Annotated in this window: 21 protein-coding genes; 13 read left to right on the top strand and 8 right to left on the bottom strand. The window is 72.6% G+C overall.

Annotated features, from left to right (window positions below):
- Positions 1–55 precede the first annotated feature (55 nt).
- From CEB94_RS03905 to CEB94_RS03890, 4 genes are all read left to right on the top strand, one after another.
- Entirely contained in the window at positions 56–2,605 is a 2,550-nt protein-coding gene (locus CEB94_RS03905) for a SpoIIE family protein phosphatase (RefSeq protein WP_425472426.1), read from the top strand.
- Between the two features lie 40 nt (positions 2,606–2,645).
- Complete coding sequence (locus CEB94_RS03900) at positions 2,646–3,332, top strand: TetR/AcrR family transcriptional regulator (RefSeq protein WP_175430828.1); 687 nt, start codon at positions 2,646–2,648, stop codon at positions 3,330–3,332.
- Between the two features lie 77 nt (positions 3,333–3,409).
- Entirely contained in the window at positions 3,410–4,996 is a 1,587-nt protein-coding gene (locus tag CEB94_RS03895; protein WP_175436876.1) for an MDR family MFS transporter, read from the top strand.
- A gap of 100 nt (positions 4,997–5,096) precedes the next feature.
- Positions 5,097–5,414 carry an SDR family oxidoreductase gene (locus CEB94_RS03890; protein WP_246111700.1) on the top strand — a complete coding sequence of 106 codons (318 nt, stop codon included), beginning with the start codon at positions 5,097–5,099 and terminating at the stop codon, positions 5,412–5,414.
- Positions 5,415–5,649: 235 nt separating this feature from the next.
- Here CEB94_RS03890 and CEB94_RS03885 read toward each other — a convergent pair whose 3' ends face one another.
- Positions 5,650–7,326 carry an NAD-dependent malic enzyme gene (locus CEB94_RS03885; protein WP_175430827.1) on the bottom strand — a complete coding sequence of 559 codons (1,677 nt, stop codon included), beginning with the start codon at positions 7,324–7,326 and terminating at the stop codon, positions 5,650–5,652.
- A gap of 169 nt (positions 7,327–7,495) precedes the next feature.
- Between CEB94_RS03885 and CEB94_RS03880 the strand changes: the two genes are divergently transcribed.
- The 9 genes from CEB94_RS03880 (at position 7,496) to hypA (ending at position 14,597) form a co-directional block, all read left to right on the top strand.
- On the top strand, positions 7,496–7,966 hold the full coding sequence (locus CEB94_RS03880) for a DUF6069 family protein (RefSeq protein ID WP_175430826.1): 471 nt from the start codon (positions 7,496–7,498) through the stop codon (positions 7,964–7,966).
- A gap of 201 nt (positions 7,967–8,167) precedes the next feature.
- Positions 8,168–9,682, top strand: coding sequence for a hypothetical protein (locus CEB94_RS03875; protein WP_175430825.1), 1,515 nt, complete (start codon positions 8,168–8,170; stop codon positions 9,680–9,682).
- A 1-nt stretch (position 9,683) separates the two neighbouring features.
- Positions 9,684–10,772, top strand: a complete 1,089-nt coding sequence (locus CEB94_RS03870) for an NADH-quinone oxidoreductase subunit B family protein (protein WP_175430824.1) — start codon at positions 9,684–9,686, stop codon at positions 10,770–10,772.
- 64 nt (positions 10,773–10,836) lie between these two features.
- Complete coding sequence (locus CEB94_RS03865) at positions 10,837–12,630, top strand: nickel-dependent hydrogenase large subunit (RefSeq protein ID WP_175430823.1); 1,794 nt, start codon at positions 10,837–10,839, stop codon at positions 12,628–12,630.
- Entirely contained in the window at positions 12,623–13,171 is a 549-nt protein-coding gene (locus CEB94_RS03860; protein WP_175430822.1) for a NifU family protein, read from the top strand. The genes CEB94_RS03865 and CEB94_RS03860 overlap by 8 nt, the downstream gene beginning before the upstream one ends.
- Positions 13,168–13,764: a DUF5947 family protein gene (locus CEB94_RS03855; RefSeq protein ID WP_175430821.1), complete on the top strand. Its 597-nt coding sequence runs from the start codon at positions 13,168–13,170 to the stop codon at positions 13,762–13,764. Before CEB94_RS03860 ends, CEB94_RS03855 begins: the two co-directional genes overlap by 4 nt.
- A gap of 42 nt (positions 13,765–13,806) precedes the next feature.
- On the top strand, positions 13,807–14,013 hold the full coding sequence (locus CEB94_RS03850; protein WP_175430820.1) for a hypothetical protein: 207 nt from the start codon (positions 13,807–13,809) through the stop codon (positions 14,011–14,013).
- 34 nt (positions 14,014–14,047) lie between these two features.
- The gene (locus CEB94_RS03845) at positions 14,048–14,239 is read left to right on the top strand and encodes a hypothetical protein (RefSeq protein ID WP_175430191.1); all 192 of its coding nucleotides are present in this window, start codon (positions 14,048–14,050) and stop codon (positions 14,237–14,239) included.
- 7 nt (positions 14,240–14,246) lie between these two features.
- Complete coding sequence (gene hypA / locus CEB94_RS03840) at positions 14,247–14,597, top strand: hydrogenase maturation nickel metallochaperone HypA (RefSeq protein WP_175430819.1); 351 nt, start codon at positions 14,247–14,249, stop codon at positions 14,595–14,597.
- 51 nt (positions 14,598–14,648) lie between these two features.
- On the opposite strand, the gene hypE is transcribed toward hypA, so the two are convergent.
- The 7 genes from hypE to CEB94_RS03805 are packed head-to-tail and all read right to left on the bottom strand — an operon-like array spanning position 14,649 to position 22,566.
- Complete coding sequence (hypE, locus tag CEB94_RS03835; protein WP_281292493.1) at positions 14,649–15,719, bottom strand: hydrogenase expression/formation protein HypE; 1,071 nt, start codon at positions 15,717–15,719, stop codon at positions 14,649–14,651.
- Entirely contained in the window at positions 15,712–16,857 is a 1,146-nt protein-coding gene (hypD, locus tag CEB94_RS03830) for a hydrogenase formation protein HypD (RefSeq protein WP_175430818.1), read from the bottom strand. The genes hypE and hypD overlap by 8 nt, the downstream gene beginning before the upstream one ends.
- On the bottom strand, positions 16,854–17,135 hold the full coding sequence (locus CEB94_RS03825) for a HypC/HybG/HupF family hydrogenase formation chaperone (protein ID WP_175430817.1): 282 nt from the start codon (positions 17,133–17,135) through the stop codon (positions 16,854–16,856). The genes hypD and CEB94_RS03825 overlap by 4 nt, the downstream gene beginning before the upstream one ends.
- A 3-nt stretch (positions 17,136–17,138) precedes the next feature.
- Positions 17,139–19,451, bottom strand: coding sequence for a carbamoyltransferase HypF (gene hypF, locus CEB94_RS03820; RefSeq protein WP_175430816.1), 2,313 nt, complete (start codon positions 19,449–19,451; stop codon positions 17,139–17,141).
- Positions 19,448–20,197, bottom strand: coding sequence for a hydrogenase nickel incorporation protein HypB (hypB, locus tag CEB94_RS03815; RefSeq protein ID WP_175430815.1), 750 nt, complete (start codon positions 20,195–20,197; stop codon positions 19,448–19,450). The genes hypF and hypB overlap by 4 nt, the downstream gene beginning before the upstream one ends.
- 39 nt (positions 20,198–20,236) lie before the next feature.
- Positions 20,237–20,824 (bottom strand): hydrogenase maturation protease, encoded by a 588-nt coding sequence (locus CEB94_RS03810; RefSeq protein ID WP_175430814.1) that lies wholly within the window; start codon positions 20,822–20,824, stop codon positions 20,237–20,239.
- Positions 20,821–22,566: an enoyl-CoA hydratase-related protein gene (locus CEB94_RS03805; protein WP_175430813.1), complete on the bottom strand. Its 1,746-nt coding sequence runs from the start codon at positions 22,564–22,566 to the stop codon at positions 20,821–20,823. The genes CEB94_RS03810 and CEB94_RS03805 overlap by 4 nt, the downstream gene beginning before the upstream one ends.
- Positions 22,567–22,647: the final 81 nt, after the last annotated feature.

Raw genomic sequence — 22,647 nt, 5'->3', positions numbered from 1 at the left:
CGCAGCGCTTGTCGTTCCGCGCCCCAGGGCGCTCCAGCCGAGGAGCATCCACACCGTGAGCATGTCCGAGCAGCCGCGCGAACCGGGTCGGGGCGGCGAGCCGACGCGCGACCCGGCCGCCGGTCCGCAGTCCTCCCTGCCGTCGGCGGCGTCCGACGCGTTGGCCACCGGCGAGGAGTCGAAGACCTCCGACGGGGAGGCGACGACTCCCGACGGGCAGCCGGGACAGCAGGTGTCGCCCGACGACCCGCCCGCCGACCTCGAGGACCTCTCGCCCGCCTCCCCGGTGGGCCGGCTCGCCGCCACCGTGGAACGGCTCAGCCGGGAGGTGCGGGCCGCCCAGGCGGAGGCCGAGGGACGAGCCCTGATCGAGCTCGCCAAGGGTGTCCTGGTCGAGCGGCTGAAGTGCGGGCCGGCCCAGGCCGCCCGGCAGCTCGCCCAGTTGGCCGAGCAGGCCCAGGTCACCCTCCTGGAACTCGCCGTCGACGTCATCAACCAGGCCGCCCGGGACCGGATGTCCGAGGTGACGGACGCCTTCCTCGCCGCCACCCGGGCCGCCGACGAGGCCGAGACCGAATCGGCCGCCGTACGCCTGCGCGCCGCCGAGAGCGGAGTGCTGGCGGCGGACGACACCCAGGCCGTGGCCGACGCCCTGATGGAGCAGGCGCTGCGCCCGCTGGGCGCGGTGGCGGTGGCCATCTGGTCCGCGGGGGCCGACGGTTCGCTCACCCTGGCGGGCAGCGCCGGCTTCTCACCGGCCGAGGCCGCGCGCTGGCGTTACGTCCCGCCGCACGTGGTCACCGTGGCGCGGCGGGGCCTCATCGATCGCGAGGGGCAGTGGATCACCGCCCTCGGCGCGACCGGTCTGCCCAGCATCGGCCTGCACCACCACCCGGACGGCGGCCGGGTCGCCCTGCCCGCCGGCACCGGAGGGCGCATCCACGGCGTGCTGGAGATCGCCTGGCCGGCCCCCCTGGAGCAGCAGCCCCCGCAGATCGTCCGCCAGGTGGAGGCGCTGGCCGAACTGTGCGCCCACACCCTGGAGATGTACACGCCGCCCCACGGCGCGGCGCAGGAACCACGCGTCCTGCCGGACGCCGCCGAGCTGATGGATCTGGCCGACGGGCTGCACGACCCCGCTCTGGTGCTGGTGCCGCACCTCGACGGCGACGGGCACCTGGTGGACTTCCGCATCCAGCACGTGAACAGCCGGTTCCTGGACCCGGCGGGCAGGCCGCGGGCGGTGGTGAGCGGAGCGCTGCTCCTGGAGGCCTACCCGATGGCCGCCGGGGAGAGCGAGCTGTTCCAGCGGGTCGAGAGGGTCTACGCCACCGGTGAGCCATTCCGGGCCCGCCGGATGAACCTCACCGCCCTCGTCGACCAGGTCCCCCTCTCGGCGGTCGCGGACATCAGCATCAGCCGCCACGGCATGTCCGTACTCCTCATCTGGCGTATCGAGGACGAGACGGCCCGCCTGGCGAGCCTGCTCCAACACGCCCAACGGCTCGGCCGTATCGGCGGGTTCGAGGAGAACGTGCTCACCGGTGAGATCACCTGGAACGGGCAGCTCTTCGACCTCTACGGACGCTCGCAGACGAGCACCCCGGTGGCCCTGGAGGAGCTGCCCGCCCATGCCCACCCGGACGACGGCGTCTCCATCCGCCGCTTCCTGCGCACGCTGCTGCACCACCAGCGGCCGGCGGCCGCGGCCTTCCGGCTGCAGCGGCCGGACGGCGTGACCCGGCACATCCGGATCGTCGCCGAACCGGTGCTCGACACCGACGACCGGCTGCTCCTGGTGCGCGGCGCCTATCAGGACATCTCGGCCCAGCACTGGACCGAGGTCGCGCTCGCCGCCACCCGCGACCAACTGGCGCACACCGAGCAGCAGGCCACCGAACGCAACCGGCTGACCCTGCAGTTGCAGCACGCCATCATGCCCCCCACACAGGCGCCGTTGCAGGTGTCCGGCCTCCAGGTGGCCGTGCGCTACCGGCCCGCGGAGACCGAGCAGCTGGTGGGCGGTGACTGGTACGACGCCGTAGTCCTGCCCTCCCGGCTGGTGCTGCTGTGCGTGGGGGACGTCGCCGGCCACGGCATCGAGGCCGCCACCAGCATGGTCGTCCTGCGCAACGCGCTGCGCGGTCTGGCGGTGACCGGCGCAGGGCCCGGCCAGCTGCTGTCGTGGCTCAACATCGTGGCGCACCATCTGACGGGTGCCGTCACCGCGACCGCGGTGTGCGGTCTGTACGACCCGGTCAGGCGGACGCTGCGCTGGGCCCGGGCGGGCCACCTGCCGCCGGTGCTCATCCGGGACACCGAAGCGGCTCCCCTGCCCCTGGTCAAGGGGCTGCTGCTCGGCGCGGTGCCCGAGGCCGTGTACGAGGAGACCGAGATCCGACTGGCTCCCGAAGACACCCTGTTGATGTACACGGACGGCCTGGTCGAACGCCGCGACCGGCCCGTGGAGGAGTCCCTGACCCACCTCCTGACCACCGCCCGCGCGGCGCCCAGCACACTCGACCAGCAGCTGGACCGCCTCCTGACCTACAGCAAGTCGGACACCGACGACGACACGTGCATCGTGGGCATCCGGGTCGGGTAGGTATTTTTGCAGAGCATGCATCTTTGCGTACTATGAAAATATGACGGAGGGGAACCCGGCGGCTCTCGGGCTGCGCGAACGCAAGAAGCAGGCGACGCGTGCCGCCCTGGTGGCGGCCGCGGTGCGGCTGGCGGCGGAGCACGGGGCGGAGCACGTCACCGTCGACGCCATCAGCGAGGCGGCCGGGGTGTCCGCGCGGACGTTCTTCAACTACTTCGACGCGCGTGACGACGTCTTCGTCATGATCGGCGCGGAGTCGAGCGCACGGGTGCGGCAGGCCGTACGGGCGGCACCCTCCGAGGTCTCCGCGCTGACCGCGCTGCGTGATGCCATGGCGGCCGAGCTGGCCGAGGTAGAGCAGCAGCAGGAACTGTGGCGGCTGCACTCCGAGGTGCTGCGCCGCTCTCCCCACCTGCTCGCGCGCAGTATCGGCGCGCACATGGCGGACGAGCTCGCACTCGCCGAAACGCTCGCCGAACGCATCGGCGCCGGCTCGCCGCTCTTCTCCGGGGAGCGCGCGGAATGCGCGTCACCGGACGACGAGCGCAGGAGGCGGGCGCTGGACCTCTACCCGCGCCTGCTGGCCGCCGTCGGCGTCGCGGCGGTCCGGGTCGCCGTCGAGCACTGGTGCGTCCGACAGGACGAAGCCGCCTTCACGGACGTCTTCCGGGAGACGTTCGAGCACCTCGCGGCGGGCCTCCCGGCCCCGCCACCGGCGGACCAGTAGCCACCGTCCGCCCTCCCCTCCGTGAAAGAGATCAAGTGAACACTTCAGCGGCGCCTGCCGAGGCGTCACCGTCCGCCATGTCCAACCGGCAGATACTCCAGGCCATGTCAGGGCTGATGGCCGGCATGTTCGTCGCCATCCTGGCCGGCACCGTGGTCTCCAACGCGCTGCCCCGGATCATCGCCGACCTCGGGGCAAGCCAGTCCTCCTACACCTGGGTCGTCACCGCCGAACTGCTCGCCATGACGGCGACGGTGCCGCTGTGGGGCAAGCTGTCCGACCTCTACAACCAGAAGCTGCTGCTTCAGCTCTCCCTCGGCCTGTTCGTCGTCGGCTCGCTGCTGGCGGGCTTCTCCCACGACGTCGGCCTGCTCATCTTCAGCCGCGTCGCCCAGGGCGTCGGCGCGGGCGGCCTCACCGCGCTCGCGCAGGTCGTCATGGCGGCGATCATCCCGCCGCGCAGGCTGGGCAAGTACGCGGGCATCTTCGGCGCCGTGTTCGCCGTCGGAACCGTCGCCGGCCCGCTGATCGGCGGCGTCCTGGTGGACACCTCCTGGCTCGGCTGGCGCTGGTGCTTCTTCATCGGCGTGCCCTTCGCCCTGCTCGCCATCGCCCTGCTCCAGCGCACCCTGCACCTGCCCACCGTCCGCCGCGAGGCGAAAATCGACTACCTGGGTGCCTTCCTCATCGTCGCGGGTGTCTGCGCGCTGCTGATCTGGGTCACCCTCGCCGGGAACCGGTTCGACTGGGCGTCGTGGCAGACGGCCGTACTGACCGGCGGGGGAGTGGCGCTGCTGGTCGCCGCGGTGTTCGTCGAGGCGAAGGTCGCCGAGCCGGTCATTCCGCTGGGCATCTTCCGCAACCGCACGGTGACGCTGACCACCGTCGCCAGCCTGTTCGTGGGCGTCGCCATGTTCGGCGGCACGGTCTTCCTGTCGCAGTACTTCCAGGTCGCCCTGGGCAAGTCCCCGACGGTCGCGGGCCTGATGAGCCTGCCCATGATCCTGGGCCTGCTGCTCTCCTCCACCGTCGCCGGGCAGGTCATCAGCGCGACCGGCCGGTGGAAGGTGTACCTCGTCGCGGGCGGCGTCACGATGACGGTGGGTCTCGCACTGCTGTCCACGATCTCGGCCGACACTCACTTCGCTCTGCTCAGCCTCTACATGGCGGTCATGGGCATCGGCGTCGGCATGCTGATGCAGAACCTGGTGCTGGCCGCGCAGAACGACGTCCCGGCGGCCGAACTGGGCGCCGCCACCTCGGTGCTGTCCTTCTTCCGCAGCATGGGCGGCACCATCGGAACCAGCGTGCTCGGCGCGATCCTGGCCAACCGTGTCGCCTCGGAGATGACCAAGAGCCTGGCGGGAGCGGGAGCCGCCGCCGCGGGCGGAGACCAGGCCGGGCACGGCGGCGTTCCGGACATGACCACCCTGCCGGCCCCGATGCGGGACATCGTCGAGCACGCCTACGGTGTCGCCACGGCCGAACTCTTCCTCGTCGCCACGCCCTTCGCCGCGCTCGCGCTGATCGCCGTGCTGTTCGTCAAGGAGAAGCCGCTGAAGACCACGAGCGGCATGGAACGGCTCTCGGAGGAGTCCGCGGAATCCGGCAAGGCCGCGGTCACGGGCGGCGGCCCCCTTCCGCGCGTCGACGCGGACGCCTGACGGGCCACAGGGGCGTCCGCGTCTCGACGCGGACGCCTGCGGCCGACGGAGTGAGTTCCCGGCCCGGCTGTCACAGATCCGGGCCCCGCCCTGTGTCGTGATGAAGATGTCCACCGAGGGCACCGAGGTGCGGCTGCCGTCCACACGCCTGCGTCCGATCGCCTCCGCCGACGTCGCAGGGGTCGTCGCCGACGCGGCGCAGGGCGAACCCTCGAACGGCATCCACGCCGTCGTGGGGCCCGAGGTGTACGGCCTCGACCGGCTCGGTGAGCTCACCCTGGCGGTGAAGCCGGACGGCCGCACCGTCGTCACCGACGAGAGCGCCGGCCCGTTCGCCGGCATGCCCGACGTGCTCACCGGCGACGGGAGCGCGCACCTCGCGTCCACCCGGTACGAGGAGTGGCTCAAGCAGAGCTGACCCCGGCGGGCTACGGGCGGTCGGTGACCCTGCGGGCCGACCGCTCGTACCCCCTCAGCTTGTCCGGCGCCAGGGCCCCGGTAGATCCCGTCGATGCCGTCGGGCCCCACGGTGGCGCTCACCAGGGCGACGGCGGCCCCGCCCCGCACCAGCGGCAGGCTCGGCTGCCGATTCCTCCGGGGCCGGCCGGCGTGTCGTCTCGGCGGTACGGCCCGCGGAGTACCGGCATACGCTCCTAGTCCTCGTACAGGGGCGTCCACTGCGCCCGGGCGACGGCCTTGCGCAGCTCCTCCTCCGTGGCCTGCGGGGCCACCCCGTCCTCGACGGCGGCGAGGGCCGCGGCCAGGGCGATCTCGCGGGCGGACTCCCGCATCCCGGTCAGGGGCGGCAGCAGCGGTACGGGACCGTCGTCGCCGTCCGCCGCCCGCACCGCGCACCGCGCGACGGCTCGGGCGGCGGCCACGAGCATGCGGTCCGTGACCCGCGTGGCCCGGCTCGCGGTCACCGCGAGGCCCATGGCCGGGAAGACGTACACGTTGTTCGACTGCGCCACGGGCACCTCTCGCCCGTCGACCGTCAACGGCGGGAAGGGCGAGCCGGTGGCGATCAGCGCCCGCCCGTCGGTCCACCGGGTGAGGTCCGCGGGTTCGGCCTCGGAGTGCGAGGTGGGGTTGGAGAGCGGGAAGACGACGGGCCGTTCGCAGGTCGAGGCCATCTGCCGCACGATCTCCTCGGTGAACGCGCCGTGCGCCGTAGACAGCCCGATGAGCGCCGTCGGCTCGACGTGGCGCACCACTTCGGCGAGGCCGGTGCCGTCCCAGTCGGCCACCTCGCTGTCGTCGCGCGCGAACATCCGCTGCTGCGGCGTCAGTTCGGACCGTGAGGACACCAGCAGGCCGTCGACGTCGAGGATCCAGAACCGTGCCGTGGCCTCGTCCTCCGGCAGGCCCTCATCGATCATGGCCGTACGGATCATGTCGGCGACGCCGATGGCGGCCGACCCCGCGCCCAGGATCACCACGCGCTGCTCGGGCAGCGGGGTACCGGCCACGTCCGCCGCGGTGGACAGGGCGCCGAGCGTGACGGCCGCGGTGCCCTGGATGTCGTCGTTGAACGTGAGCAGCCGGTCGCGGTAGCGGGCGAGGATGGGGTGGGCGTGGGCGGTGGCGAAGTCCTCCCACTGCAGCAGCGTTCCGGGCAGTTCCGCCTCGACCGCCGAGACGAACGCCTCGATCATCTCGTCGTACTCGGCGCCGGTCAGCCGCCGTGCGCGGCGGCCCAGGTAGCGGGGGTTGTCGAGCAGGGTCTCGTTGTCGGTGCCGACGTCCAGCAGGATCGGCAGGGTGCGGGCGGGATGGATGCCGCCGATCGCGGTGTAGAGGCTGAGCTTGCCGACGGGGATGCCCATGCCGCCGACGCCCTGGTCGCCCAGGCCGAGGATGCGCTGCCCGTCGGTGACGACGATGACGTCCACGTCGTGGTCCCGGTGCGGGCGGTTGCGCAGGATGTCACCGAAGCGGTGCCGGTCCTCCCAGGTCAGGAACAGACCGCGCGGCCGGCGGTAGATCTCGCTGAACTTCTGGCAGGCCTCGCCCACCGTCGGCGTGTAGACGACGGGCAGCAGCTCCTCCAGGTACTCGGTGACGAGACGGTAGAAGAGCACCTCGTTGGTGTCCTGGAGCTGTCGCAGGTAGATGTGCCGGTTGAGGGGCTTGTCGTAGCCGTGGAACGCCTCGTAGGCGCGGGCAACCTGCTCGTCCAGGGTCTCCACCGCGGGCGGCAGCAGTCCGTCGAGTCCCAGCTCCTGGCGTTCGCGCCGGCTGAAGGCGGTGCCCTTGTTGACCAGCGGGTCGGCCAGGGTCGTGACGGCGGGGCTGGTGGTGGGGCGGGGGTATTTCGTCTGCTGGTCCATGGGTAACGCCTTCCCATGACGCGCCGGTTCGTGCGGGTGACGTGTGCCATCCGGACGAATGACCGACCCCGTGAGAACGCCCCTGTGCCACCGATGAGTTCCGCCGTGCCGCCCGGTCTACCTCTCCGTAAGCGCCACCGACCCTCAACTTCCCTCAGGAGACAGTGACATGAGTGTGTCGACGCCTCAGATCCAGGCCACGCGGACCGAGTCCCGGAGCACCGCCCGCCTCCTTCTCACGGGCCCCGTATGGCTGGTCGGCGTTCTGGCGGCCCTCGCCGGAGCCGTGGTGACGGAGGCGTTCGCGCTCGCCACGCGGGCCGCCGGTGTCCCCATGGAGGCGGCCGGTCCCGGGGCCACGGAGGCCGCGGAGATCCCGGTGGGAGGCTTCTTCGGCGGAGTGGTGTTCTGGTCGGTCGCCGGAATCGTGCTCGCGGTCGCCCTCGCCCGCTGGGCCGAGCGGCCCGCCCGCACCTTCACGGTGACCACCGTCGCGCTCACCGCACTGTCCCTCGCCGGCCCGGCCGTCGCCCCGCACACCGCCACGTCCACCCAGATCGTCCTGGCCGCGTCCCACGTGGTGGCCGCCGCGGTCATCGTCCCGCTGCTGGCGCGAAGGCTCTCCCACGGGCAGCGCTGACCGCTCCCCGCCACCGACACGGGCCCGTCGCGCCGCGGTGCTGACGGGCCCGTCGCTGTGCCCGTCGTCCCGAGCCACACCCACGGCGACCCCCGAACGCCCCGAACGGCCCAATCACGCTGCGCCGGAGGAGGCGGCGGTGGGTGAGCGGTGTGACCGTGGTGGAAGGGATGCGCGTGCACCCAGGGACGAGGAGTCGCGATGGCGGAAGCACTGGCCGAGGGCGGTACGAAGAGCGCTGCCACGAGCGGCGGCGCTGGCCCGTCCCCGGGCGTCTTCGAGCAGCTCAGCGCCGTCGCCGACGCCGTCCTCTACGAGGGCTACCTCCTCTACCCCTACCGCCGCTCCTCCGCCAAGAACCGGGTCCGCTGGCAGTTCGGCGTGCTCTTCCCCCGGGACTGGGTGGAGGCGGACGGCCCCGTCGCCCCGGGTGTCTCCGGTTCGGCCGACTCCTGGTACCAGCAGACCGAGTGCCTGCTGCGGGTCCGGCAGCCCGGCAGCGCCCGCGTAAGGGTGCGGGTGCGCTACCTGCAGATGCAGCGCAAGCAGGTGGAGGAAGCAGGCCACCGCCCCGTCGAGTCGCTGCGCACCGGCGACGGCACGGTGCATCTGACCTTCGACGAGGCCCTGCCGCGCGAGTGCGGGATCGAGGTCACGCTCGACGAACTCCTCCGGGGCGGACGCACCGTCGCGGTGGGCGCCGCGGCGGGTGAGGACATCGAGCCGCTGCCGGAAGGCGCCGGGCGGGTGGTGCGCGCCCGCGAGGAGATCCGGGCCGAGACCACCGTCACCGCCGAGCGGCTCTCCGACGACCTCTGCCGGATCCGCGTACGGACCACGAACACCGCGCCCGCCCCGCCCCCGGGCACGGCGCGGGACGAGGCACTGCGCCGGGCCCTCATCGCCACCCACACCCTCATCGGCGGCGACGGAGTGGAGTTCGTCTCGCTCATCGATCCGCCGACGGACCTTCAAGCGCCCGTGCGCGCGTGCCGCAACGAGTTCACCTTCCCCGTGCTCGGCGGCGAGGCCGGGGACGCCGGACGCGTGCTGCTGTCCGCGCCGATCATCCTGCCCGACCATCCCCAGGTCGCCCCCGAAAGCCCGGGCGACCTGCACGACGCCGCCGAGATCGACGAGATCCTCACGCTGCGCACGATGCTGCTGACCGACGAGGAGAAGCGCGAGGCGCGGGCCACCGACCCGCGGGCGGCGGCGATCCTCGACCGGGTCGACACCATGCCGCAGGAGGTCTTCGAACGGCTGCACGGCGCCGTCCGCTCCCTGACACCGGCCACCCCCACGGCGTCCGCCGACCGTCCCGCCTGGTGGCAGGAGAGCGCGGACGAGGGTCTCTCCCCGACCACCGACACCGTGCTCGTCGACGGCGTACCCCTCGGTGGCGGCAACCGCGTCCGCCTCCGCCCCCGAGGGCGCGGCGCCGACGCCCAGGACATGTTTCTCGCCGGGCGGACCGCCGAGGTCGCCGCCGTCTTCCACGACGTGGACGGCAGCGTGCACCTCGCCGTCACCCTCGACGACGACCCGGCCGCCGAACTGAACAACTGGTACGGCCGCTTCCACTACTTCCGGCCCGACGAGCTCGAACCCCTCGGGCCCGCCGGATCCCCGGACGAGCCGTCGGCACCGGCTCCCGCCGCGGTTCCGTCGCGGCACCCGACCGACTCCGAGACCCCCGCAGCGGAGGCCGAGTGATATGACAACCCACAGCAGCACCGCCGAAGTCAGCAAGGAACCCGAACGGTCCGAGGACCGGCAGGGCATAGACGAGATCCACATCCTCTGGATCTCCGAGGGCATGAGCTGCGACGGCGACACCGTCTCGCTCACCGCCGCCGACCAGCCCTCCATCGAGGACCTGGTGCTCGGGCTGATCCCGGGTCTGCCGAAGGTGAACCTGGTCAACAAGGTGCTCTCGCCCAGTCTGGGCGGCGAGGACTTCCTGGCGCCCTACCGGGCGGCCGTACGCGGCGAGCTGGGCCCGTTCATCCTCGTCATCGAGGGCTCGATCCCCAACCAGAACATCATCGAGGGCGACGGCTACTGGACGTCCTTCGGCAACGACCCGGAGACCGGCGAGCCGCAGACCCTCAACTGGTGGATCGACCAACTGGCCCCCAAGGCCTGGGCGGTGGTCGCCGCCGGCACCTGCGCCACCTTCGGCGGCATCCACGCCATGGCCGGCAACCCGACGGGCTGCATGGGCCTCGCCGACTACCTGGGCTGGGACTACACCTCCCAGGCCGGCCTGCCCATCGTCAACGTGCCCGGCTGCCCGATCCAGCCCGAGAACTTCATGGAGACCCTGATCTGGGTCCTCTACCACGCGGCCGGCTCCGCACCCCCGCCGCCGCTGGACCACATGCTGCGCCCGCAGTGGCTGTTCGGAAAGACGGTCCACGAGGGCTGCGACCGCGGCTCGTACTACGAGCAGGCCAACTTCGCCACGGACTACAACTCACCCAAGTGCCTGGTGAAGACGGGCTGCTGGGGCCCGGTCGTCAACTGCAACGTGCCCAAGCGCGGCTGGATGGGCGGCATCGGCGGCTGCCCCAACGTCGGCGGCATCTGCATCGGCTGCACGATGCCCGGCTTCCCCGACGCGTTCATGCCGTTCATGGACGAGCCTCCGGGCAGCACCCTGTCGTCCCTGGTCATCAAGCCGTACGGGGCCGTTGTCCGCAGGCTGCGTGGCATGACCAACGAGCTGGTCAACCACGAGCCCAGGTGGCGCCACAACAAGCGCAAGCTGACCAGCGGCTACGACCCGCGCTGGCGGCCGTGATGACACCCGGCACCCACCGCAGCACCCACCCCCACACCACCGACAGCGAGGGGCAGTACCGCAGATGACCACCACCGAGGCCCGGCCCACGGACCGCAAGTCGCCAGAGCTCGTGGACATGTCCTGGGATCCGATCACGCGGATCATCGGGAACCTGGGCATCTACACGAAGATCGACTTCGCCAACCGGGAAGTCGTCGAATGCCACAGCACCTCGTCGCTGTTCCGCGGCTACTCGGTGTTCATGAAGGGCAAGGACCCGCGCGACGCGGGCTTCATCACGTCCCGGATCTGCGGCATCTGCGGCGACAACCACACCACCTGCTCCGACTACGCCCAGCAGATGGCCTACGGCGTCAAACCGCCCCCGCTGGCCGACTACATCGTCAACCTCGGTGAAGCGGCCGAGTACATGTTCGACCACACGATCTTCCAGGACAACCTGGTGTTCGTGGATTTCTGCGAGGCGATGGTCAAGGCCACCAACCCCAGCGTGCTGGCCCGCGCCGAACGCACCGAGGCACCCCGCGGCGACATCCACGGCTATCGCACGATCGCCGACATCATGAAGGCCTTCAACCCCTTCGAGGGCGAGGTCTACAAGGAGGCCCTGAAGGTCAGCCGGATCACCCGCGAGATGTTCTGCCTCATGGAGGGGCGGCACGTCCACCCGTCCACGCTGTACCCGGGCGGCGTCGGCACGATGCCGCAGCCGAGCGTCTTCACCGACTACCTCAGCCGGCTCATGAAGGTCATCGACTTCGTGAAGAAGGCCGTCGCCATGAACGACGACGTCTTCGACTTCTTCTACGAGGCGCTGCCCGGCTACGAGGAGGTCGGCCGCCGCCGGGTCCTGCTGGGCTGCTGGGGCGCCTTCCAGGACCCCAAGACGGTCGACTACCGCTACGAGACGATGAACTCCTGGGGCAAGGACATGTACGTCACCCCGGGCATCATCGTCGACGGCGAACTGGTCACCAACAACCTCGTCGACATCAACCTCGGCCTGCGCATCATGCTCGGCAGCTCGTACTACGAGGACTGGGTCAACGAGTCGCCCTTCGTCACCCACGACCCGCTCGGCAACCCCGTCGACATGCGCCACCCGTGGAACCAGACCACCGTCCCGGTGCCGCAGAAGCGGAACTTCGACGACAAGTACAGCTGGGTGATGAGCCCCCGCTGGTTCGACCAGCGCACCGGCGACCACCTCGCCCTCGACACCGGCGGCGGCCCGCTGGCCCGCCTGTGGTCGACGGCGCTGAGCGGCCTGGTCGACACCCCGTACGTCAAGTCCACCGGCCACAGCGTGCGCATCTCCCTGCCCAAGGGCGAGTCCCTGCCGGAGACCACCCTGGAGTGGCGCATCCCGCAGTGGAGCAACACCATCGAACGCGACCGCGCCCGGCCGTACTTCATCGCCTACGCGGCCGCCATGGCCCTGCAGTTCCTCGAAGAGGCCATGGGAATGGTCCGCGCGGGCGAGACCAAGGTGTTCGAGAACTACGAGGTGCCCGACGAGGCGATCGGCTGCGGCTTCCACGAGGCGGTACGCGGTGTCCTCTCCCACCACCTGGTGATCAAGGACAAGAAGATCGCCAACTACCACCCCTACCCGCCCACCCCGTGGAACGCCAGCCCCCGCGACATGTACGGCACCCCCGGACCGTACGAGGACGCCGTCCAGGGCCAGCCCATCTTCGAGGAGAACGGGCCGGACGACTTCAAGGGCGTCGACATCATGCGCACGGTCCGCAGCTTCGACCCCTGCCTGCCGTGCGGTGTGCACATGTACGTCGGCAAGGGCAAGACGCTGACCACCCTGCACTCGCCGACGTACGGGGCGAACCATGGCTGAGCCCACCACCGCTCGGCTGGCGGACCCGGACGTCGAGGCCCGGCTCGCCCGGCTCGACCAGGCCCTGGAAAGCATCGAGGCCGTGCCCGGCCCCACGACACGCGCCGCGACCGAGGCGGTGGCCCTGCTGACCGAGGTCTACGGCGAGGCCCTGGCCCGCGTCCTGGATCACGCGGACGGGCGACTGGCCGAGCGCTTCGCCGAGGACGAGCTGCTGGGACACCTCATGGTGCTGCACGACATCCACCCCGAGCCCGCCGACCGCCGGGCGGCCCGCGCGGTCGAACGGCTGCGGCCCGCCGTGCGGGAGCGCGGCGGTGACGTGGAGTGGGCCGGCGTGGAAGGGCAGGTCGCCCGGGTGCGTCTGACGACGGGCGGCGGGTGCGGGTCCGGTTGCGGCGGCGGAGGCTCCGAGGTCACCGACGCGGTCCGTGCGGCGGTGCTCGCCGCGGCGCCCGAGCTGACGGCGGTGGAACCCCTCACCGAGACGGCCCCCGCGTTCGTCCCCCTGACCACGGTGACGCACCGGGGCGCACCGTGACCACCGACGGGGCGCTGGGCCGCCTCATCCGCTCCTCGGCCGACCGCACCGCGGCGGCCGAGAGGGAGGTGTGCGACCTGTGCGCCGCGCCGGTCGCCGACGAGCACGCCCACCTGTACGACACCGGGCAGGAGGAGGTCCGCTGCGTCTGCGGCCCCTGCTCGGTGCTGTTCGCCGACGCGGCGGCGGGGGACGGCCAGTACCGGCTCGTGCCCCGCCGCCGGGTCCGGCTGCCCAAGGTCGACACGGCCGTGCTCGGTGTGCCGGTCGGCCTGGTCTTCTTCGTGCCCCGGGCGGACGGCACCGTCACCGCCCAGGGCCCCAGCCCCGCGGGAGCCATGCGGTGGGAGGTGGAAGCCGCGGCCTGGCAGGAGCTGTGCGGCACGGTTGCGCAGCTCGCGACCGTGGAACCCGAGGTGGAGGCCCTGCTGGTGAACACCGTCCACGGCCTCGACCACCACTGGATCGTGCCGGTCGACGACTGCTACCGGATGGTCGCCGTCGTACGCCGGGAGTGGCGCGGACTGTCCGGCGGCGGCCGGATCTGGCCGGCCGTCGAGCAGTTCTTCGAGGACCTCACCGAGCGGCCATAGCCACGCACTCCGCAGGTCGGAGGCGAGGAAGGAGAGCACCCCATGGGCAGCATCAGAGTGGGCCGGCCCCAGGCGAAGCCCGACACACCCCGGCACGTCGCCGGCATGCACCAGGGCAACAAGGGACCGCGCGAGCGGCAGAAGGGGCACCACGAGGACGGCACCGCCGACGCGCGCCGCTCCACGGGGATCCACTGGAAGCGGCATGACGCCCTCGCAAAGACCATGCCGAACATCTCGCCCGGATGAGCACCGTGACGCGAACGAGCAGGGAGTCACCGCGATGAAACGAGTACGCAGACCCGTCGCGCGCCGGCGGGGCGGGATGAGCGGACAGCGGGTGCTGAAGGCCGAGGCCGTCCTGGTGGGCGGTGCGGCCCTGGCCCTGGTGTGCTGGGAGTGGCCCAGCCTGAGGCGCGAGATGCGGCTCTGGCGGATGGCCGGCGGATTCCGCGCCGGCCACCGCTACCCGTGAGCCGGCCGTGCACGAACTGTCGATCGCGACCGCGATCATCGAGCGGGCCGACGAGCTGGCCCGGGCGGACGGGACGGACGCCGTCGCGAAGGTGACCGTCCGGGTCGGCGAGCTGGCGGGCGTCGTCCCCGACGCCCTCGGTTTCGCCTTCGAGGTGGCCCGCGACGGCACCGCCCTTTCGGGGGCACGGCTCGTCGTCGAACAGATCCCCGCGCAGGCCTGGTGCGGCCCGTGCGCCGAGGAGTTCCCGGTGGGCATGCCCCCGTTCTTCTGGTGCCCGCGCTGCGACCAGCCCTCCAGCGACCTGCGCAGCGGCAGGGAACTGGAGATCGCCGGGATCGAGCCCGTACCGGCATAGACGGGCAAGGGCCCCGCCGACACGTCGGCGGGGCCCTTCGCCGTTCTCCGGTCAGCAGATGCGCGGCAGCTGCTCCCCGAGCGGCAGGTCCACCACCCGCGTCCCGCCGAGCCCGGTGGCGACCACCACCATCCCGGGATGCTCCGTGACGCACTCGCCGATCAGCGTGGCCCCGGCACCCTGCGGATGGGCCCGCATCGCCGCCAGCACCTCCTCCGCCTCCGACGGGGGCACGAACGCGACCAGCCGCCCCTCGTTGGCGACGTAGAGCGGATCGAGCCCGAGGAACCCGCAGGCGTTCGCCACCGCGTCCGGCACCGGAATGGCCCGCTCCCGCAGCCGGACACCGGTCCCGGAGGCCCGGGCGATCTCGTTGAGGGACGCACCCAGGCCGCCCCGGGTGGGGTCGCGCAGCACATGGATGTCCGCGGTGACGGCCAGCATCGCCGCCACCAGATCCGCCAGCGGCGCGCTGTCGCTGGCGATCTCCACCCCGAACTCCAGCCCTTCCCGGACACTCATGATCGCCACGCCGTGCAGCCCGATCGGGCCGCTGACGATGACCGCGTCGCCGGGCCGGGCACGCTGGGGCCGGATGTCCACCCCGTCGGGCACGAGCCCCACCCCGGCGGTGGTGACGTACACCCCGTCGCCGTGCCCGGACTCCACCACCTTGGTGTCACCCGTGGCGATCGTGACCCCGGCCGCCTCGGCCGCCGCCCCCATGGAGCGCGCGATCCGCTCGACGACCGTCAGCTCCACACCCTCCTCCAGCACGAAGGCCGCGGAGAGATACGCGGGCACGGCACCGCTCATCGCCAGGTCGTTGACGGTGCCGTTGACCGCGAGGTCGCCCAGGCACCCGCCGGGGAAGAACAGCGGCCGGACCACGTAGGAGTCGGTGGAGAAGGCCAGCCGCGCGCCGCCCAGTTCGAGGACCGCGGAGTCGGCGAGGCCGGACAGGGTGGCGTTGCCGTAGGCGGGGGTGAAGATCTGCTCCATCAGCTCCGCCGACAGCGCACCCCCGCCGCCGTGCCCCATGACCACCACCCCCTGGTCGCGCAGCGGGGCGGGGCAGGTGAAGTTGGCCGGGTCGACCACATCGGCGAGTCGCTCAGGCAACGGGAGCCACCTCCTCCTGCTGCGCCCCGCCGCCGGCCTGCGGCGCCGGGGCGTTCATCCGGCGGTACAGGTAGTAGGCCGCGCAGGCGCCCTCGCTGGAGACCATGGTGGCGCCGAGCGGGGTGCGCGGGGTGCAGGTGGTGCCGAACGCGGCGCACTCGGTCGGCTTGATCAGGCCCTGGAGGACCTCGCCGGCGCGGCACTCGGCGGGCTCCTCGGTACGGATCCCGCCGACGTCGAAGCGGTGCTCGGCGTCGTACGCGCGGAAGGCGTCGGTCAGCCGCCAGCCGCTGGCCGGGATCCGCCCGATGCCGCGCCAGGACCGGTCGGTGACCTCGAAGACCTCCTCGATCATGCGTACCGCGGCCGGATTGCCCTCCTCGCGCACGGCACGCGGGTAGGCGTTCTCCACCCGGTGCTCACCGCGCTCCAGCTGGCGGACCGCCCGGCGGATGCCCTCCAGGATGTCCAGCGGCTCGAATCCGGTCACCACCATCGGCACACGGAACCGCTCGGCCAGCTCCGGGTACTCGGCCATGCCCATCACACTGCACACGTGCCCGGCGGCCAGGAAGCCCTGCACCCGGCACTCGGGTGCCGTCATGATCGCCTCGACGGCCGGGGGCACCCGCACATGCGACACCAGCAGGCTGAAGTTGCTCAGGCCCAGCCGGCGCGCCTGGTGCACGGCCATCGCGTTGGCCGGGGCCGTGGTCTCGAAGCCGATCGCGAAGAACACCACCTCCCGGTCCGGGTTGCGGCGGGCCAGCTCCAGGGCGTCGAGCGGCGAGTACACGACGCGTACGTCGCCGCCCTCGCCCTTGACCCGGAACAGGTCGCGGTCGGTGCCCGGGACCCGCAGCATGTCGCCGAAGGAGCAGAAGATCACCCCGGGCCGCGAGGCGATCTCCAGCGCCTTGTCGATGACCTCCAGTGGAGTGACACAGACAGGGCAGCCGGGGCCGTGGATCAACTCGACCTGCTCCGGCAGCAGTTGGTCGATGCCGTGCCGGATGATCGAGTGGGTCTGCCCGCCGCACACCTCCATCAGGGCCCACGGCCGGGTGGCGGTGGCGCGGATCTCGTCCAGCAGGCGCCGCGCCAGTTCGGGGTCGTTGAACTCGTCGATGTACTTCACGCCGTTCCCGCCTCCTTCTCGGCCTGCTCCCAGGCGTCCCCGAACTCCTCCTCCAACAGCCCCAGTTCCTCGAACAGCTTCAGTGAGGCCAGGGCCGACTCCTCGTCGAGACGCTGGAGCGCGAAGCCGACGTGCACGATGACGTACTCACCCACCCGCACGTCGGACACGTACTCCAGACACGCCTGTTTCTGCACTCCGCCGAAGTCGACCAGGCCGGTGAGAGGGTCCGCGCTGTCGTCGATGGCCACGACTTTGCCGGGCACTGCCAAACACATGGGTCACTCCTCCTGTCGTAGGTGCGCCGCGACCAGCAGCTGGCCGAGGGCCAGCCCGCCGTCGTTCGGCGGGACTTCGCCGTGCCGGAGCACCGCGAAGCCGTCTTCGGTCAGCAGCCGCGCGCACTCCTCCTCCAGCAGCGCGTTGGCGAACACCCCGCCGCTGAGGGCGACGGTGGCCAGGCCGGTGTCCCGGCGCGCCCGCCGGCAGATCTCCGCCACCGCCCGCGCCACACCGCGGTGGAAACGGGCCGCGAGCACGGCGGCCGGAGTGCCGCGCCGCAGATCGGCGACCAGCGCGGCCAGCACGGGCGCCGGGTCGAGCCCGTCGGCGAAGGCGTACGCCGCTGTGTCGGCGCCCCACGCCGCAGCGGCCGCCGCCTCCAGCTCCAGTGCGGCCTGCGCCTCGTACCCCGCGCGATGGCACACGCCGACGAGCGACGACACGGCGTCGAAGAGGCGGCCCATGCTGGAGGTCGGCACACAGGCCAGAGCGCTGGACAGCTGCCGTTCGAGCACGGCCCGTTCCTCCGGCACGCAGGCGGTCACGCACGGCAGGTCCGTGTCCCACGGCAGTCCTGCCGCCCACAGCCGGGCCAGGGCCAGACGGCACGGGTTGGCGACGCCCGCGTCGCCGCCGGGCAGCGGGGCGGGGGAGAGGTGGGCGTAGCGCCGGAAGCCGGTGTAGTCGGCGAGCAGGATCTCGCCGCCCCAGACGGTGCCGTCGTCGCCGTAGCCCGTGCCGTCGAAGGCGACGCCGATCACCGGGGTCGTGCCGTCGAGGCCGTGCTCGGCCATGGCGGAGGCGATGTGCGCGTGGTGGTGCTGGACCAGCACGGGCGCGCGTCCGGCCAGCCGGGAGGCCCACCGTGTCGAGTGGTAGCCGGGGTGCCGGTCGGCGGCGATGAGGTCGGGGCTCACGCCGGTCAGACCCCGCAGGTGCGCGTCCGCCCGTCGGGCCGCCTCCAGGGTGGTCAGATCGCCCATGTCGCCGATGTGCGGTCCGAACCAGGCCTGGTCACCCGCGCCGAGACACAGGGCGTTCTTGAGATCGCCGCCCACGGCGAGAGCGGGCCGTACCGGCACCGGCAGCCGCAGCGGGCGGGGCACGTAGCCCCGGGACCGGCGCAGCACCTGCTCGGTGCCGTCGGGCCGCACCCGCAGCAGGGAGTCGTCGCAGGGCGAGGCGATGGGCCGGTCGTGGGCGAGCCAGGCGTCGGCCAGCCCGGCGAGCCGGGTCAGCGCCTCGTCGTCGGCCGTGACGATCGGCTCCCCGGAGCGGTTGCCGCTCGTCATGATCAGTACGCGCGGGCCCGGCGGATCACCGGGCAGGCCGAACAGCAGAGTGTGCACGGGGGTGTAGGGCAGCATCACGCCGAGGTGCGGGCTGCCGGGGCAGACGCCGGGCGCGAGGCCGTTCGCCTGCGAGCGTCGGCGCAGCAGGACGATGGGGCGGCGAGGACTGGTGAGGGCGGCCAGTTCGGACGCGGAGACGTCGGCGATCCGCCGTACGGCGTCGAGGTCCGCGCACATCACCGCGAACGGCTTGCCGCCGCGCGCCTTGCGGGCGCGCAGGGTGTCCACGGCCGGTGCGTCGGTGGCGTCGCAGGCCAGGTGATAGCCGCCGAGGCCCTTGACGGCGACGATCCGACCGGCCGCCAGCAGCGCCCGTGCCGATGCCGGCGCTTCGGCGTCCCGCGCCGGGCGGACCCCGCTCCCGGGCGCCGGAACCAGGCGCAGCCGGGGACCGCAGCCGGGGCAGGCCACGGGCTGGGCGTGGAAGCGCCGGTCGAGGGGATCGCCGTACTCCCGGGCGCACGCGGCGCACATCGGGAAGCCGGACATGGTCGTGACCGACCGGTCGTACGGCATGCCCGTGGCGATGGTGAAGCGGGGGCCGCAGTGGGTGCAGGTGACGAACGGGTGCCGGTACCGGCGGTCGGCCGGATCGCCCAGTTCCCGCAGGCAGTCCGGGCAGGTCGCGGTGTCGGGCGGGAGCAGGGTGCTGCCGGGGGAGCGGTCGGTGGAGCGGATGCCGAAGGCGCCGTCGATGCCGGAGACGGGCAGGTCCTCGACCTCGACGCCGATCACGGTGGCGAGCGGCGGAGGCTCCTCGGCCAGCCGGTCGCAGAAGGTGGCGACACCGTCCGGCGGGCCCTCCACCTCGATGAGGACGCCGCTCGCCGTGTTGCTCACGAATCCCGCGAGCGCGAGGTCGGTGGCGAGGCGGTGCACGAAGGGGCGGAAGCCCACGCCCTGCACGGTGCCGCGCACGGTGACGCGACGGCGCACCGCCCGGGTGACGGGCGCTGTCACGGGACGAGGCCGGCTTCGGCGCCCTCGTACGTGTGGGTGTGGGTGTGGGTGTGCGGGCGGGGCGCCAGGGGCGGCCGGTGGACAGGGGCTCCGTCCCGGACGGCGAGCACCCGTTCCAGGAGGGTGTCGACGCCGGCGCCGGTGCGGGCGCAGGACCGCATCACCTCCACTCCGGGATTGACCCGCTGGACGTTCGCCTCGAAGGCCGCCTCGTCGAACCCGGCCGGTCCGGTCAGATCGGTCTTGGTCAGCACCACCAGGTGGGCGGACCCGAAGGCGGTGGGGTACTTCAGCGGCTTGTCCTCGCCCTCCGTCACCGCCATGAGCACGATCCGCAGGCTCTCGCCGAGGTCGTAGGACGCGGGGCAGACGAGATTGCCGACGTTCTCCACGAACAGCAGGGAGGTGCCCTCGGGCAGCCAGGCCTCCACGTGGCCGCGCAGCTGCCGCGCCTCCAAGTGGCACAGCCCGTCCGTCAGCAGCTGCTTCACCGGGGCCCCCGAGCGGGCCAGCCGGTCGGCGTCGTTGTCGGTCGCCAGGTCGGCGGTGAGCGCGGCCACCGGCAGGGTCCGCTCCACCGCCCTGGCCAGCACCCTTCCGAGCAGTTCCGTCTTGCCGCTGCCCGGGCTGGACAGCAGGTTGACCACGCTCACTCCGCGCCGGGTCAGTTCGTCACGCAGATCCGCGGCCAGACCGTCGTTCTTCGCCAGGACGGCCTGAGTGACCTCGTCCACGGAATCGCACATGGGCGCCGCTCCTCGCGGGTCGGTAGGGAAATCGTTCCGCTACCGATCCTCCGCGCCCCCGCCCACCGTGCCCGGCAGCCCGGCCGACGACAGGGCGGTGGATTCGTCCGGGCGGCTCAACGGGGGCGTGGCAGCCGGGTCGGCGAGCAGCACCGGCACCAGGGTGTGCAGGGCCGCGACGGCCCGCCCGACCGCCTCGCGCACCGTCGCGCTGATGCCCGGGGCGATGTCCTCGTCGGCGGGTGCCCGCAGTTCCGGTTCGCAGGCCAACACCAGGACGCGGGGGAGCGGCTCGTCGCCCAGGTGGGCGGCCAGGGCGAGGACCTTCGCCGGGTCCATGCCGTGCGCCTCGGGCGGGGCGCCCGTCGTGGACCCGGCGGGCAGGTCCGGCTCGATCAGCGAGAGCGTGCCCGGCTCGTGGCCCCGCACGGCCGCGTCGACCAGGACGGCCGCGTCGTAGCCGTCGAGCAGCTCGTACGCCAGGTCCATGCCGCGGATGCCGAAGTCCCGCACCCGCACCTGAGGCGGCAGCGGGTGCCGGTCCAGGGCGCGGATCACCTCGGGGCCGAAGGCGTCGTCCGCGAGGAAGATGTTGCCGACACCCGCCACGAGCAGCCGCGCGCTCATCGCGCGTCGCCGGCGGCCAGCGGCCTGGGGGAGCCGTTCGGGAGCTTGCGGACGAACGCGGACCGCAGCGCGTGGTACGGCGCCTCGGGGTCGAAGAAGACGGTGCGCATCCGGGCGAGTTCGGCCCGCCGGTATTCGGCGAGGGGCCGATGGAGCTCGTCCGCGTGCCGTGCCGTGGCCTTGGCGGTGATCCGGCGCGGGAGATCGGGATCATCGGCCACGTCGGCGACCAGGCGCCCGACCTCGGCGGCGAAGTCCTGGGCCGCGACCGGCACCGGACGGTCGATCAGCCCGAGACGCTCGGCGGTCAGGGCGCTCACCGGCAGCGCCTCGGTCGTCAGCCGCTCGGCCGTCTCGGCGCCCACGCGGCGGGGCAGCGAGTACGTCCAGTACTCCGACCCGTACAGCCCCATGTTCCGGTAATGCGGGTTGAGGACGCTGCCCGTGCGGCACCAGACCTCGTCGGCGGCCAGGGCGAGCATGACGCCGCCGGCCGCCGCGTTGCCGCCGAGGGCCGCCACCACGATCCGGTCGGTGGTGCGCAGCACCGCCTCGACCAGGTCGTTCATGGCGTTCAGGTTGGACCAGGACTCGCCCGCCGGGTCGCTCGACGCCTCGATGACGTTGAGGTGGATGCCGTTGGAGAAGAAATCGCGGGCGCCGCCGAGCACCAGTACCGAGGTGGGGCGGGTGAGGGCGTACCGCCAGGCGGCGAGCAGCCTGCGGCAGTGGGTGGTGCTCATGGCCCCGCCGGGGAACGAGAAGGTCAGGAAGCCGATGCGACCGTCCTGCCGGTAGCGGATGTCCGTCCAGGTGGTGCGGCCCGGGGGCAGTTCGAGCGGGGCGGCGATCTCGGGCAGCCAGTACGGGCGGCCGTTCGACCCCGGCATGCCCGGGCCGCTGCCGGGCGGGGCCGGGAAGCCGGCGAGCACCGAGGCGGCCGGGCGGCGGAACGGTGCCGGGTCACCGGAGCTCTTGCGGGGCCGCAGCTCCGGGATCCACACCGCGCCGTCCCGGGTGGCCCGGCAGACCGCGCCGGCCCGGGTCGCGAGCAGCTCCCCGGGCTCCCCGCGCAGCCGGTCCTCGGGGTACCCGCCGTGCAGGAACACCTCCCGGCCGCAGATCTCGTCCAGGACGCCGGGCTGTGAGTCGGCCCCGCGGAGCTTGCGCAGGACCGTCGCCGTGCTGTCGTTCTCCCAGTCGATCCGCCGCTGCTCCTGGCGGAAGAAGTCCCGCCACACCACGTCGGTCCCGGGTTCGCTCTGGGGGCGCGGTTTGTACGACCCGTCGGCGTAGCGCCGCACGGCCAGCAGCACGGCGGCCGTGGCGGCGTCCGACACCTCGTTGCGGTACACGTCGCTCTTGCCCACCGCCGGCACCGGGAAGGAGCCGTCCGCCCACACGTCCCCCGCGTCCATGGCCGCCTCGGCCTGGAGCACCGTCACGCCCCACTCGGACGCCTCCTCGGCGAGGGCCCAGTCCAGCGACGACGGGCCCCGGTCACCGGGCGGCCCCGGGTGCACGATCAGGCAGGTGTGCTCCCGCCACACGTCCTCCGGCAGGGCCGACTTCAGCATCGGGGCGACGATCAGCTCCGGGCACACCTCGCGTACGGCGGCCCGGACCGCGTCGGGGCCGTGCGAGGCGAGCACGACGTCCACGTGGTGCCCCTCGTCCGACAGTTCGGCGAACACACGCTGGGACAGGCTGTTGAACGCGCTGGCGACGAGCAAGATGTCCATGACACGGCATGGTCGCCCGTCGGGGGGAGGCCGTGAAGGACCACGGCGGCGTTTCGCGGTCCTCATCCGCTTCCGGCCGAA

The sequence above is a fragment of the Streptomyces hawaiiensis genome, from assembly GCF_004803895.1.
Lineage (GTDB): Bacteria > Actinomycetota > Actinomycetes > Streptomycetales > Streptomycetaceae > Streptomyces > Streptomyces hawaiiensis.
This window is presented reverse-complemented; position numbering and strand designations above follow the sequence as displayed.